The sequence below is a fragment of the Pedobacter sp. UYP1 genome, assembly GCF_040547305.1.
Classification (GTDB): domain Bacteria; phylum Bacteroidota; class Bacteroidia; order Sphingobacteriales; family Sphingobacteriaceae; genus Pedobacter.
In genome coordinates this window covers 56,770-70,791 of the sequence record NZ_JBEPPL010000007.1, presented here as the reverse complement: position 1 = coordinate 70,791, position 14,022 = coordinate 56,770, and the positions used below count along the sequence as shown (strand labels likewise).

General features: G+C 37.6%; 13 protein-coding genes. All 13 read left to right on the top strand.

The window, feature by feature from the left end:
• The 13 genes from ABIB30_RS15260 (at window position 1) to ABIB30_RS15200 (ending at window position 14,020) form a co-directional block, all read left to right on the top strand.
• Complete coding sequence (locus ABIB30_RS15260; protein WP_354303435.1) at window positions 1-1,068, top strand: sugar transferase; 1,068 nt, start codon at window positions 1-3, stop codon at window positions 1,066-1,068.
• A gap of 45 nt (window positions 1,069-1,113) precedes the next feature.
• Window positions 1,114-1,806, top strand: coding sequence for a TolC family protein (locus ABIB30_RS15255; RefSeq protein ID WP_354303433.1), 693 nt, complete (start codon window positions 1,114-1,116; stop codon window positions 1,804-1,806).
• Window positions 1,807-1,830: 24 nt separating this feature from the next.
• Complete coding sequence (locus tag ABIB30_RS15250) at window positions 1,831-3,981, top strand: exopolysaccharide transport family protein (RefSeq protein WP_354303432.1); 2,151 nt, start codon at window positions 1,831-1,833, stop codon at window positions 3,979-3,981.
• Between the two features lie 21 nt (window positions 3,982-4,002).
• Complete coding sequence (locus tag ABIB30_RS15245; protein WP_354303430.1) at window positions 4,003-5,490, top strand: O-antigen ligase family protein; 1,488 nt, start codon at window positions 4,003-4,005, stop codon at window positions 5,488-5,490.
• A 137-nt stretch (window positions 5,491-5,627) separates the two neighbouring features.
• Window positions 5,628-6,782 (top strand): glycosyltransferase, encoded by a 1,155-nt coding sequence (locus ABIB30_RS15240; RefSeq protein WP_354303428.1) that lies wholly within the window; start codon window positions 5,628-5,630, stop codon window positions 6,780-6,782.
• A 5-nt stretch (window positions 6,783-6,787) separates the two neighbouring features.
• A complete protein-coding gene (locus ABIB30_RS15235) occupies window positions 6,788-8,002 on the top strand; it encodes a glycosyltransferase (protein WP_354303426.1) in 1,215 nt (404 codons plus the stop codon).
• Window positions 8,003-8,009: 7 nt separating this feature from the next.
• Complete coding sequence (locus ABIB30_RS15230; protein ID WP_354303424.1) at window positions 8,010-8,633, top strand: acyltransferase; 624 nt, start codon at window positions 8,010-8,012, stop codon at window positions 8,631-8,633.
• Between the two features lie 25 nt (window positions 8,634-8,658).
• Complete coding sequence (locus tag ABIB30_RS15225; protein WP_354303422.1) at window positions 8,659-9,489, top strand: glycosyltransferase family 2 protein; 831 nt, start codon at window positions 8,659-8,661, stop codon at window positions 9,487-9,489.
• 3 nt (window positions 9,490-9,492) lie between these two features.
• A complete protein-coding gene (locus tag ABIB30_RS15220; protein WP_354303421.1) occupies window positions 9,493-10,302 on the top strand; it encodes a glycosyltransferase family 2 protein in 810 nt (269 codons plus the stop codon).
• A 2-nt stretch (window positions 10,303-10,304) separates the two neighbouring features.
• Window positions 10,305-11,186: a glycosyltransferase family 8 protein gene (locus ABIB30_RS15215; protein WP_354303420.1), complete on the top strand. Its 882-nt coding sequence runs from the start codon at window positions 10,305-10,307 to the stop codon at window positions 11,184-11,186.
• An 11-nt stretch (window positions 11,187-11,197) separates the two neighbouring features.
• Window positions 11,198-11,998, top strand: coding sequence for a glycosyltransferase family 2 protein (locus tag ABIB30_RS15210; RefSeq protein ID WP_354303418.1), 801 nt, complete (start codon window positions 11,198-11,200; stop codon window positions 11,996-11,998).
• 6 nt (window positions 11,999-12,004) lie between these two features.
• Window positions 12,005-13,441 (top strand): MOP flippase family protein, encoded by a 1,437-nt coding sequence (locus ABIB30_RS15205; protein WP_354303416.1) that lies wholly within the window; start codon window positions 12,005-12,007, stop codon window positions 13,439-13,441.
• Window positions 13,442-14,020, top strand: a complete 579-nt coding sequence (locus ABIB30_RS15200; RefSeq protein ID WP_354303415.1) for a gluconate 2-dehydrogenase subunit 3 family protein — start codon at window positions 13,442-13,444, stop codon at window positions 14,018-14,020.
• Window positions 14,021-14,022 lie beyond the last annotated feature (2 nt).

Below are 14,022 nucleotides of genomic sequence, written 5' to 3'. Positions count from 1 at the left end.
ATGGATTATAATTACAAAGGAATAAGATTAGTTTACTGCGGTACTGAACTTTCAACTGAATCGGCTGGAATTTTAGGGCAGGAGTATAATGTTTTCAGCCTGGATGATTCCTCTAAACTAGAAGCATATTTAAGTTCTTTATCGTTGTTCTCGACACCTGATGTGATCATGATCGAGGTCAGGGAAAAGGAAGAAGAAGCAGTCTTTGCCATTATTGCAAAGATCAAGAATAATCCGTTAACCAGCGGATTGATCATTGTCTTGTTAGCACAGCAGCACGATGTGAAGTTAAGAGCCAGGGCAATCAAGGCTAAAATACACGATTTGTATTTCCTTCCTTATCAAATGGAAGACCTTAAAGACAGGTTGAATTTCTTAATCAAATTTAAACTGATCAAGCCGAACATTGAACAGCTTTCCGTAATTAAAAAACAGAAAGAATATATAATACCTACTACCAAAAGAATTTTTGACGTGGTAGCTGCTGGTGGAGTATTGGTGGTTTTATCACCGATTTTGCTGCTTGTCGCTTTATTAATCAAACTGGATTCCAAAGGTCCTGTGATTTATAAAAGTAAAAGAGTAGGTACAGGTTACAAGATCTTTGACTTTTATAAATTCAGATCTATGAAAGCCGGTGCAGATAAGGAACTGAAAAATTTATCGGCGCTGAATCAGTATGCTGATGATGGAAGTGGTACCAATGCATTTGTGAAAATTAAGAATGACCCGCGTGTAACTAAATTGGGTAATTTCTTAAGAAGTTCAAGTATAGATGAGATTCCGCAGTTATTGAACGTACTGAAAGGGGATATGTCTTTAGTAGGGAACAGACCTTTGCCTTTATATGAGGCAGAGATGTTAACCTCGAATGAATGGTCAATGCGGTTTTTAGGCCCCTCAGGTCTCACTGGCCTATGGCAGATCAGCAAAAGAGGAAAAGCTGATATGTCTGATACAGAACGTAAAAAACTGGATAACTTTTATGCAAGGAATTATTCGGTATGGTTTGATATGAGTATCATGCTGAGAACCTTCCCTGCCTTGTTTCAAAGAGAAAAAGTATAAATAGATAAATCAACCGTATTAATAATCAACTAAAATAATAATCAAATGAAAAAAGTATCTGCTCTCACAGTTCTTTTACTATCGTTCCTATGCCTGCACGTATCTGCACAGGACTCGATTATCGGAGACATCAATTACGGTATGCTGGACAAATATATCCATGCTGCAAAAGAAAACTATCCAAAACGTAAGATACTTAAAGCACAGGAAGACGCAATTAAAACGGGTATAGCTGTGGCTCAAATATCTTACCTTGATATGTTTAGTGCTTCTTATTTTTACCGTCCGGGTGATAAACAAGCGATCAGTAATCCTGGAGAGACTGCAAATCCGTATATTGTAAATGGTATTCAATATGGTATCAGCTTAAACCTGGGTGCCTTCCTGCAGAAACCGTTTTTAGTTAAACGTGCAAAAGCTGACTATAAAGTTGCTCAATTGCAAACCGCTGATTACGATTATGCGTTAGTAAATGAAGTTAAAAAAAGATATTATACCTATATTCAAATGTTAAGTGAGCTGAAAATTAAAACTCAGACTGCACAGGATAACAATGGGGTAGCTGAAAATCAACGTCGCAGATTTGAAAAAGGTGAGATTCCATTGGATGCTTATAATGGAAGCAGAGTGCAATTGTCAGATTCTAATTCTGCTAAAATACAGACTGAGGTGAATTTTTTGAATGCTAAAGATGCATTGGAAGAGATAATTGGCAGCAAACTTACCGACATTAAATAAAATAATTCAAGTTTATTACTGAAAATGGACATTCAAAGATTTTTAAAGCTTCTCAAAAGATATATATGGATACTGATACTGGTACCTGTAGTCGCTGCTGTTATCACTTATTTTCTATCTAAAAATATTCCTAAAGAGTATAAATCTCAGGTTCAGATTTCTACTGGTCTGGTAGATCAGTCTAAGCAATTGTCTTCGCAGACACAGAATGATTATTTTAAAACAAGTCAGCAGTTCAGCAATATCATCGAGAAGATGAAAATGAGAAAGATTATGAGTATTCTTTCTTACAATCTGATCATTCACGACCTGGAAAATCCGAAAACTACTTTCAGAAAATACAGTCCTAAACTGGATTCTCTTTCTGCTGCACAGAAATTGGAATTACTGGATACTTACAAGCAAAGACTTACGCAAAAGATCCCGGTTACCGTTTATGATAACAAAGGAAAGTTCAAATTATATGATATCCTGCAGACCATGGGATATGGTGAGGCCGCGCTGAATAAAAAAATGATGATTTACAGACCTGATAACAGTGATTTTGTAAATATCGATTTCACTTCAGAGAATCCGCTATTATCTGCTTACCTGGTTAATACACTGGCTACTGAATTTATCAGTAATTATAGTATTGATGTTTATAACAATCAGAATAACTCTATAGCAGTGCTTGATTCCTTACTGAAAAAGAAGGAAAGAGAGATGAATGCTAAAAATGGAGCTTTAAAAGGCTTCAAAATGAAAAATGGCGTACTGAATCTGAATGAACAGGCTGCTACAGTTTATTCACAAATCTCTCAGTACGAGGAAAGGAAAGCACAGGCGATCCGTGATATTCAGGCAAACCAGGGCGCACTTTCTGCAATTAACAGTAAACTCAGAGGGGTAGGAGATCCGTACATGGGTGGAACTGTAGTAGAAGATAACAATACAATCCTGAATTTAAAAAGCGAATTAAAGGCTGCTAATGACCGTTATATAGATAACAGTTTCAGACAGTCTGATAAACGTAAAGTAGATTCTTTGCAGACTTTAATATCCAGACAATCTGCAAGAAATTCTGATAAGAATGTAGTTGATCCGCAGATTGCAAAACAAGGATTAATACAGCAAAAAAATAACCTGGACATTTCAACAGAACAGATCAAAAATACGATCAGCTCTATTGATAAACAGCTGGCAAAATTGAAAGGACAATACAATACGATGGTTCCTTTTGATGCCGGGATACAAAATTATGAGCGTGATGCCGATATTGCGACCAAAGACTATATGGCAGCGTTGGAACGTACCAATACAAGCCGTACAGAACAAAACACAGGGTTAAAACTTCAGGTTGCTCAAGTTGGTTTACCTGGTTCTGCCGAAGCTTCAAAAACTATTGTGTATATCGCTTTATCGGGTATTGCTACTTTTGCAGTTTGTTTTTCTCTTTTAGTATTGCTGTTTTTAACAGACCATTCTATCAATACGATTCACCAGTTGGAAGCAGCGACTAAAATGCGCGTACTTGGTAGTCTGAATTATATCCCTGAGCAGGTTACAGATATCAAATCGATCTGGAATGATACTAAGAATAATAACTATACGATCCATAAAGATTTACTGAGATCATTAAGATTTGAGATTGGTGATGAAATGGCGAAGGAAGATAGCCGTGTACTGGGAATTACAAGTTTAGGTGTAGGGGAAGGAAAAACATTCCTGGCTTCGAACCTGGCTTATGCTTATGCAATGACTGGTAAAAAGGTGTTGTTGATTGGTGGTGATCAGGTAACTCCTGTATTGTCAGATTCTAAACAGTTGCAGATCAGTCAGAATTTTGAAACCTTTTTGGTTAAAAGAGAGATACAGATTGATGACATGATTACCCGTCTGAATAAGATAGATGAAACCAGGTCATTATTGGAAATCCAGAGTGAAAGAAATCTGAGAGCTGGATTTGATGTGCTTAAAAAACAATTTGATATCATTATCATTGATGTCAATAGCTTGTTGAATATTAACCTTGCCAAAGAATGGCTTTCATTTACAGAGAAAAACGTAGCTGTATTTGAAGCAGGTAAAACATTGACTGATTCAGATAAAGATTTAATAGCTTTTCTTAAAAAACAGCCTGGATTTATGGGCTGGGTGATAAATAAAATAAAATTAGCCGGAATAGATGGTTAATTTAGTGGTAGATATTTAATTATGCAGCGAGATTCTAATCACCTGTTTTTAAAGAAGTCGAGAATAAAGTTTTTAATTTTTGGTCTTTTAATAGCGGGAATATCCAGTTTTGCAACCGCAAAACTGGAATTATTAGTTCCGGTAGTATTAGCGCTGCTGGCCGTATTTACTGTTTACCTGATCTTTCTTTTCAGAAATCCAAAGGTGGGGCTGGTAACTTTAGTCATTTATTGTTTTTTATTAGGCTTTTTAGGGCGGGAAATAGGAGGTCTGTCTTATGGAATGGGGATTGAACTGCTCCTGATCCTGACCTGGTTATCCTCCCTGATTTATTATAAAAAGGAAGACTGGCTGGTGATCCGCAATGACCTGAGCTTGTTATTCCTGATCTGGTTTATTGTCAGTGTGATTGAAGTTATTAATCCTGCTGGTGCAAGTGTAATGGGATGGCTGATGGAAATCCGGTCTGTTGCCTTATATCCGGTACTGCTTATCCCTTTGAGTTTCATTGTCTTTAACAAGAAAAGCGATCTTGATCTTTTCATTAAACTGATTCTTGGTTTAGCCTTTGTTGCGGCATTAAACGGGATTAAACAGATACATTTTGGCTTATTTCCTGGTGAACAACGGTTTATCGACGGACCGGGTGGGGCAACCCATTTGATTTTCGGAAAACTGCGTGCATTCTCCTTTTATGATGCCGGACAGTTTGGTGCATTTGAGGCTGTATTTGTGGTGATGGCTGTGGTATTGGCTTTAGGTTCTTCTAAGCTTTGGAAAAAAGTTACTTTATTCTCTCTTGCTGGTTTTTACGGCTATGCGATGTTACTTTCGGGTACAAGAGGGGCATTTTTTGCCTTGGTTGTCGCGGCTGTTTTTGCGATATTTCTGACTAAAAACTTCAAGGTATTGTTTTTAGGTGGTTTGTTCATGGCTGTCTTTTTAGGTGGTTTGAAATACACGACAATCGGGAGTAACTATTATGAAATTAACCGTTTCAGAAGTTCCCTGGATCCTGAGGATCCGTCTTTGAATGTTCGTTTCAATACGCAGCGGATTTTGAGAGAATACCTCAGTTCGCGTCCTTTTGGTGGTGGATTGGGTGTTTTAGGGGCCTTTTCGGAGTATAATCAGGATAAATTCCTTTCCATCATACAACCGGATAGCTATTGGGTTAAAATATGGGCTATGTATGGCATTGTAGGATTAACGCTGTGGTTTAGTATGCTGATGTATATTCTGGGGAAATGCTGCGGTATTATCTGGAAAATACAGGATAAAAAATTGAGAGTAAAGCTGATCGCAATCTTATCGGCCAGTGCTGGTATTTTCTTTTGCAGTTATGGAAATGAGGTCATCAATAATATGCCTTCGTCTTTAATTGTCTGTATTTCGTTTGTGCTGGTTTATCTGGGACCGAAATTTGATAAAGAGATTGCAGAGGAGAACTTATTAATTGATACGAGTAACCTTGATAACAACAGCTTAATTGTAGTTAAACCAATTTAATCAGACCCGTCATGCCATTTGAAATATTTCTTATTCCCGGTTTACTCTTCTTTGCTTACGGATTTTATAAATCCAAAAAATACTTTGAGCAGCAACAGCAGTCGAAAGAAGAACATAATTAATAAAAAGGATTGCTCATGAAGATAACGCTCTGGATAGTTCTGCAAATCATTATTGGCTACAATCTTGTGCTTCCAATAGTACTTTTCCTGTTTTATAAACTCTTTAAAAAAGAAAGAAAGAAAAGTCTGCATCAAACAGACTATGATTATGCGGTTATTGTGACCGCTTATGAGCAAACAGGGCTGTTGCACTCGGTAGTGGATTCTTTGTTACAGCTGAATTATAAAAACTACCTGATTTACGTCGTGGCTGATAACTGCGACATCTCTAACCTGCATTTTAACAATGAAAAGGTAATTTTACTCAGACCAGAGACTGTTTTGGCCAGTAATACCAGGTCACATCTTTATGCCATCAGCCATTTTAAGAGAGCGCATGAGATCCTGACTATTATTGATAGTGATAACCTGACAGATCCTGAATATATCAATGAATTAAATGTGTTTTTTGACCAGGGATTTGAGGCTGTGCAAGGCGTAAGAGCGGCTAAAAACCTGAATACTACTTTTGCCTGTCTGGATGCAGCGAGAGATATCTATTATCATTTTTATGATGGGGAAATTTTATTTGAACTGGGTTCATCTGCTACATTGGCCGGATCTGGAATGGCTTTCAAAACAGACTTATATAAAGCGTGTTTTGAAAACCTGGATATTACCGGGGCAGGATTTGATAAGGTATTACAAGCACAGCTGTTAAAGCAGGGAAAACGTATTGCATTTGCTGAAAATGCAATAGTATTTGATGAAAAAACTACCAATTCTGCACAACTTGTTAATCAGCGTTCCAGATGGATCAATACTTGGTTTAAGTATTTTGGCTATGGGTTTGACATCTTGTTTAAAGGTATTAAAGGATTAAACTGGAACCAGTTTTTATTTGGCGTGATTTTGTTAAGGCCACCGTTGTTTATGTTCATCTTATTATCCATGTGCTGCGCCTTTATCAATCTGTTTATTTTCCCTTTTTATACTTTGATCTGGTTCATCGCTTTTGGATTTTTTGCGGCAGGTTTCCTGATCGCACTGCTGCGTTATCCTACGGATGCCAGAATTTACAAATCCTTAATTAACATTCCTAAGTTTATATTTTTTCAATTGTTATCTTTAGTGCACGCAAAGCAGGCTAATAAACGCTCTGTTGCTACTAAACATGATGTTACCTCATAAATTATATGATTAGTCAACCACAGGAAGAAATCATTTCGGGAAGAGATATCGTCATTGTTGGTCAGCAGCCATGGGATGTTAATATTGGAAGCAATTGCAAAAATATAGCGATTGAACTGGCTAAACATAACCGTGTTTTATATGTGAACTCTGCACTGGACAGAATAACTTTACTCCGCAACAGAAAAGATAGTAAAATTATCAAACGTAAAGCGGTCATTAAAGGAGAAACGAATGGTCTGATTCCGGTTGCTGATAACTTATGGACCTTATATCCGGATGTCTTGATAGAATCTGTCAACTGGATTAATAATTTCAGCCTTTTCGACTGGTTAAATAAACGCAATAACAGGCTTTTTGCAAAATCAATTTTAAAAACAACGGCAAAACTTGGGTTTAAGGATATCATACTCTTCAATGATAATGATATGTTCAAGAGTTTTTACCTGAAAGAATTCCTGCATCCTTCGTTAAGTATTTATTATTCCAGAGATTTTATGCTGGCTGTAGATTACTGGAAAAAACATGGGACAAGAATTGAGCCTGCATTGATCAAAAAAAGCGACCTGTGCGTTGCAAATTCCACTTACTTAAGTAATTACTGTAAACAATATAACCCTGTTTCTTTTTATATCGGTCAGGGCTGTGAGCTTGATATTTTTACCAGTTCCGCAGCTTTACCTGCCATACCTGCTATTGAGCGTTTAAAAGGGCCTAAAATCGGCTATGTGGGTGCATTACAAAGTATCCGTCTGGATATAGAATTGATTGCGCATATTGCAGTGACTAAACCGGATTGGAATATCATCCTGGTTGGGCCTGAGGATGATGTATTTAGGTGTAGTAAATTACATGAAATTACAAACATCCATTTTCTGGGTGCGCAGAAACCTGAAGATTTACCGCAATATATCAATGCATTTGATTTGTGTATTAATCCCCAACTGGTAAACCAGGTAACAATAGGAAACTATCCAAGGAAAATTGATGAGTATCTTGCAATGGGGAAACCTGTGGTTGCTACCCATACAGAGGCCGTAACGATTTTTGAAGACACGGTTTATCTTGCCGAAAATAAAGATAGTTTTGTTACACTGATTGAAAAAGGCTTGCAGGAAAATACGGAAGAATTAGCAGCATACCGGGTAAAAATTGCACATTCGCATTCCTGGGAAAACAGTGTAGGTGAATTGTATAAGGCTATTAATCAAGTTATATAAAATATAAATGTCATTATCCGCGAAAATAAAAGCAAATCCGGTACTGAAAAAGATAGCGCACCGGATGTTGATTCCTGCTAACGATTTCAGGCCAAGATTATGGGTTAGATTATTTATAAATCCTTTTAAACATAAAAAAGGAAAAGGATCAATTGTGAGATTCAGAACCAGGATAGATGTTTTTCCTTTCAATCATTTTGAACTGGGTAATTACAGCCTGATTGAAGATTTTTCAACGATTAATAATGGTGTTGGGGATGTGGTAATCGGTACTAAAACTATAATTGGGATCGGTTGTACAGTTATTGGCCCGGTCGTGATTGGAAATCATGTGATGTTAGCGCAAAATATTGTAATTTCAGGACTGAATCACGGGTATGAATTAATTGATATTCCTCCAAGTGAACAGCAAACGGTTACTAAAAAAATAACGATCAAAGATGAAGTCTGGATTGGCGCAAACTGCGTAATTACAGCTGGGGTTACGATCGGTAAACACGCAATCATAGGTGCCGGGAGCGTAGTGACTAAAGATATACCTGATTATTCTGTGGCGGTTGGAAATCCGGCAAGAGTAATCAAAGTATATAATTTTGAAAATAAGATATGGGAAAAGGTAAAATCAATCTGAGTTTACCTTTCCAAAGCCGAACGTTATGAAACAACAATATAATCCCGTCTGGATAGATCAGTTTCTTTATACTTATGAGAAGTATGAGGATATTGATCCTGCTGTATTTTCGGCGATCAACAAGGATCTTGACAAAGTACAAAGTAAAGCGCCGCTGGTAAGTGTGGTCGTAATTGCATGGAATGAGGAGATAAATATCCTGCGTTGTGTGGCTTCTTTGTCTAAAATGGTCACTCAGATCCCTTTTGAGATTATTGTGGTGAATAATAACTCAAAAGATAAAACACAGCAGACGATCGATCAGCTGCATGTGAAATCTTTTAATGAGCTGACGCAAGGTGCAGGGCCGGCCAGGCAAAAAGGACAGGAAAATGCCTTAGGCAAATATATCTTAACCGCTGATGCTGACTGCTTTTACCCTGAGGTATGGATAAATGAGATGATGCATGTGCTTACACAAAAAGACGTAGTCTGCGTTTATGGAAGGTATTCTTTTATCGGAGAACCTGGTTTTCCGAGGTGGAAACTCAGGATATTGGAGAAATTAAAAGATGCCATGGCCGAAATCAGGCATATCAAACAGCCTTATTTCAATACTTTTGGGATCAGTATGGGGTATGTGAAGGAATTTGGCCTCAAAATTGGCTTTATAACGATCAACAGGAGAGGTGAAGATGGACAACTTTGTATGGATTTGATGCGCTACGGCAAAATCAAGCAGGTAAAATCCAGAAAAGCCCGGGTATGGACAGGAGTAAGAACATTGAGCCAGAACGGATCTTTTTATAATATTGTAATTTCCAGAATCAAAGAAGACCTTAAAAGATTTAAGTATAATTTTATTACGCGAAATTAATATATGTCCACGATGCCAGTGAATGCGAAGGAAAACCTGTTTGATGATGTTACCCTGCTGATTACCCACTATAACAGGAGTAGTTCTTTGGAACGTTTGCTGAGTACTTTTAAAGAGCAGCAGGTTGGTTTTAAGGAGATTATTGTTTCTGACGATTGTAGTGATAGTTTTCATTTGGGCCAGCTGGAAAAGATGGCGCAGGTGTATGATTACCGGTTGATTAAAGCAAAAGTCAATGGCGGATTAGGGAATAACCTGAATAAAGGCCAGTTGGAAGTAAAAACGCCTTATACTTTGTATGTGCAGGAAGATTTTATTCCGCTGCCTGTTTTTGCAGCACATTTTAAGGATGCGATGGACATGATGCATACAGAAGCAGATCTGGACCTGGTCAGGTTTTACGCTTACGGACCTTATCCTTATTTAAAGCCTTATAAAAAAGGTTTCTCTACTATGGTTTATAAGCCCTGGTTTACAGATAAAAATAAAATATACAATTATAGTGACCACCCTCATTTGCGTCGTTCATCATTTTTTGAGCGTTTTGGACAATATACCGAGGGCATTAAGTCTGACAAAACGGAATATGAAATGTGTTTATCTTTTATTCAAAATAAAGGAAGAGCATTGTTTTATGACCAGTACGATAGTTTGTTCCTGCAGGAGAATTCTTCGGCAGAGCCTAGTACAGTGACCAGAAGTAACTGGAGACAAAGCGGAAACCCATTAATTTCATTCGTCAGACTAGTATACAGACAAATTAAGTACAACTATGATCTTCATCTCAATACCAGGTTCAAAAGACACAAATAATTATGGAAACTAATTCTCGCATATCTGTTGTAGTGGCTTGTGATAATCACTATGTCATCTTAATGGCGGCCTTATTGAAGTCAATTGAAATGAATCATTTGAGTGATCATATCGTTGATATTTATATCGTTGATGATCATATCTCTAAAACAAATAAGAGCAAGCTTACAGGATCACTGGTCTTAAAAAAGATTAACCTGATCTGGTTAAAAATGAGTGAGATCATTCCTGAAGGGATTAAGCTGCCACTGGTTAACAATTCATATCCGCTGAATACCTATATCAGACTGCTGATTCCTTATTTTATGCCTAAAGAGATCAAAAAGGTCATCTTTTTGGATGTAGATATGATTATGCTGGATGATATCAGTAATTTGTGGAATATTGAAATTGGTGATAAGGTGATCGGAGCGGTCAATGACAATGCCGGTGATCATGAAAAAACTATTGCAGAAGGTATAGAAAATTATAAAGAATTAGGACTTGATCCTACTCAGAAATACTTCAATGCAGGTCTTCAGCTGATCAATACAGAACGTTGGCTGGAGCAGGATATTACGCAGAAGACCTTTGATGCAATCAATAAAAATAAAAAATACGCTGGTTTGGGTGATCAGTATGGCCTGAATATTTCTTTGTGCGGAAACTGGCATGAGATTGACCGGATGTGGAACTGCTTTTCAGTTTGTACAGATCCAAAACCCAAGCTGATCCATTACTTTCATAGAAAGCCTATTTATAAAACCTACGCTTATAATTATCGGGAAGAATTCTTTCATTACCTGAATTTAACCGCATGGAAGGGTTTTAAACCTATCGGAGAAACGACCCGGTATATGAAAAAGATAAATAATATCTTTGAAAAGATTAAACTGTTATTCTAATAAGGCGCTCAATGACTAAGAATTCAAATCAGCTTATTTCTGGTGTTACGTTACTCATTACGCATTATAACAGAAGTGAATCTCTGCTGCGTTTGTTAAAAACGATAGCCGGGCATGACATCTCTTTTGAGCAGATTATTGTTTCAGATGATGGCAGTAAAATGGAGCACCAGGATCGTTTAAAAGAAATGCAGCAGCAATTGGGCTTTACTTTAATCACGACCCCGGTTAATAGGGGACTGGGCAATAATATCAACAAAGGTATGGATGCGGTGAAATCTCCTTATATTTTGTATATACAGGAGGATTTTGTACCTAAAGCTGCTTTTATTACGGCCTTAAAAGACGGGCTGGAAATCATGAAAACGGAGTCTCAATGGGATATTGTCCGTTTTTACTCCTTTCCATGGTCACCCTATCCTTATTTAAAGCCTTATAAAAAGGGCTTTTCTAAAATGATATTTAGTTTATGGCCATGGTATACCAACCATCTTAAATTTCATGTATACAGTGATCATCCGCATTTGAAAAGAGCAAGTTTCACGGAGAAATTCGGCAGGTATTTCGAAGCACCGAACGGAGATGTGACAGAAATGAAAATGTGCAGGTCTTTCCTGAAAAATGAAGGCAAGGCACTCTATTATAAAAATTATAAGGAACTGTTTGAGCATGATAATCCGGAGGATGAGCCTGGTCTTTTCAGACCGGATAAGGTGAAGACCAAAACTTATGCAGATATTAAGCCTTTATACTGGGCATATCTGAAATATAAACTGATGAAGGACACGGTATCTTTTGTACTGAATAAATAGTAACTTATGAGTAATAAAAAATTAGCTATCTCCGGCGCAAAATGGACAACCATTTCAACTGTGGTCAACACTGTGCTTCAATTTGTCCAGATAGCGATTTTGGCCCGGTTGCTGGAGCCGTCTTCTTTCGGTATTGTCAGTATCAGTACGCTGGTGATTACTTTTTTAGGGATTTTCGCTCATTTTGGTTTCTCCAACTCTATCGTTTATAAACAGGAAAGTGATAACAAAGTCTTATCTACTATTTATTTCCTGAACCTGATGATTGGTGCCGCTATGTTTGTCATCATTTACTGCGGTGCACCGCTGCTGGTCATGTATTATAAAGAGCCCCGGTTGCTGGAAGTCCTTCATATTTCTGCTTTTTATTTCCCTATCGTTTTTCTTGGACAGATTTACAATATCCTGCTCGAAAAAGAACTTAAATTCAAGTCTCTGGCTTTAACAGAAATTGTATGTTCGATATTGGCCACCACGATCACGATAGTACTTGCCTATAAAGGATTTCAGGCCAAGTCATTAGTTTTTGGCCTTTTAGCCGGACAGACACTTAAAATGCTCGTTCAGAATGTAATTGGCCGGGTGTATTTTTCACCGGTATGGTATTTTAAGCTGAAGGAGATTAAAGAACACCTGATGTTTGGTATCTATAATATTGGGGACAGTCTTTTAGGTTTTGCCAACAGCAATATGGATACCATCCTGATTGGTGGTTTATTAGGGGTGAAAGAACTAGGTTATTATACCATTGCTTCTCAGGTTGCGATTTATCCGGTGGCAAGGATCTGCCCGATTATTGTACAGATTTGTTATCCGATCATGGCCAGAATGAAAGAAAATCTGGAACACCTGAAAGGCGCTTATCTGAAGATTGTTGATTTTCTATCCTATGTAAATATTCCGCTGCTGGCCGGCTTGTTTTTAATGTCAGCCAACGTGATCCCATTAATTTATGGCCCGGGATGGGATGCGACAGTTCCATTGATCAAGATCTTTGTTTTTACAGGGATATTTTCTTGTCTGATGTACCCGCTTTCTACAGTAGCTTATTCTACAGGTAAACCGAAATTACTATTTTACCTGAACCTGATTACCTTAGTGATCAAGTTCCCGTTGATTTACATTATGGCTAAACATTATGGGATTATGGGGATTGCTTATGGATTCTTAATCACGACCTTTATCACGCTGGTGATGAATTTCTTCCTGATCCAGTTTATGGTGGGTGATTTTATGAAAACGTTTCTGGAAAATATTGCCAAGCCGCTTTTATTCAGTGTGGCCATGGCAGTAGTGATCTTGTTGTATAAACAGTTTGTAGGAAATACGGGGACTTTCCATACCATGGTTCAGATTGCTTTGGGTGGATTGGTTTATGCCGGCTTAACTTTAAAATATAAATTGTCATTCGCTGAAATTAAAAACTTAAAGCAATCCTTGTAAGTGGACAGAAGATTATATATTAAGAGTGTCTTCGGTTTGGCTGTAGCAGGTGCAGCTTCTTTTTCTATTTTTAAATGGGTGAGCATGAACAGGGCAATCGTCCCTGCTGATCTGGTTCATAAAAAAGAATTGCTGGCCGAGCTTGCGGAGCTGATTATCCCTCAAACGGATACACCTGGAGCGAAGGCTGCTATGGTACAGGATTATATCATTGCGGTTATGCTGAATTGCACGCCCGCAAAGGAACAAAATAAGTTTATTGATGGAATTGCTGAGCTGGAGGATTATACTGCTGCTCAATATGGTAAAGAGTTTTTGAAATGCAGTCTGGCAGAAAGAAAAACTGTATTGAAGCACATGGCTAAAAATTCATCCGGTTATTCTTACAAGATCCTGAATAAGATTAACAACAAGCTTTTTGGTAAACCATTTTTCCTGAAGCTTAGAGAATTAACTGTAGATGGGTATTGCCAGTCTCAGTTAGGCGCTACGCAAGGTCTTGCCTATGATTATATTCCCCACACTTTTGAAGCCTGTATTCCACTCCTTAAAAACCAGAAATCCTGGGCAACCAAGTAATT

Excerpts from the sequence above, each read along its gene's own strand:
- ABIB30_RS15260 (WP_354303435.1), top strand. The coding sequence starts at position 1 with ATGGATTATAATTACAAAGGAATAAGATTAGTTTACTGCGGTACTGAA.
- ABIB30_RS15255 (WP_354303433.1), top strand. The coding sequence starts at position 1,114 with ATGAAAAAAGTATCTGCTCTCACAGTTCTTTTACTATCGTTCCTATGC.
- ABIB30_RS15250 (WP_354303432.1), top strand. The coding sequence starts at position 1,831 with ATGGACATTCAAAGATTTTTAAAGCTTCTCAAAAGATATATATGGATA.
- ABIB30_RS15245 (WP_354303430.1), top strand. The coding sequence starts at position 4,003 with ATGCAGCGAGATTCTAATCACCTGTTTTTAAAGAAGTCGAGAATAAAG.
- ABIB30_RS15240 (WP_354303428.1), top strand. The coding sequence starts at position 5,628 with ATGAAGATAACGCTCTGGATAGTTCTGCAAATCATTATTGGCTACAAT.
- ABIB30_RS15235 (WP_354303426.1), top strand. The coding sequence starts at position 6,788 with ATGATTAGTCAACCACAGGAAGAAATCATTTCGGGAAGAGATATCGTC.
- ABIB30_RS15230 (WP_354303424.1), top strand. The coding sequence starts at position 8,010 with ATGTCATTATCCGCGAAAATAAAAGCAAATCCGGTACTGAAAAAGATA.
- ABIB30_RS15225 (WP_354303422.1), top strand. The coding sequence starts at position 8,659 with ATGAAACAACAATATAATCCCGTCTGGATAGATCAGTTTCTTTATACT.
- ABIB30_RS15220 (WP_354303421.1), top strand. The coding sequence starts at position 9,493 with ATGTCCACGATGCCAGTGAATGCGAAGGAAAACCTGTTTGATGATGTT.
- ABIB30_RS15215 (WP_354303420.1), top strand. The coding sequence starts at position 10,305 with ATGGAAACTAATTCTCGCATATCTGTTGTAGTGGCTTGTGATAATCAC.
- ABIB30_RS15210 (WP_354303418.1), top strand. The coding sequence starts at position 11,198 with ATGACTAAGAATTCAAATCAGCTTATTTCTGGTGTTACGTTACTCATT.
- ABIB30_RS15205 (WP_354303416.1), top strand. The coding sequence starts at position 12,005 with ATGAGTAATAAAAAATTAGCTATCTCCGGCGCAAAATGGACAACCATT.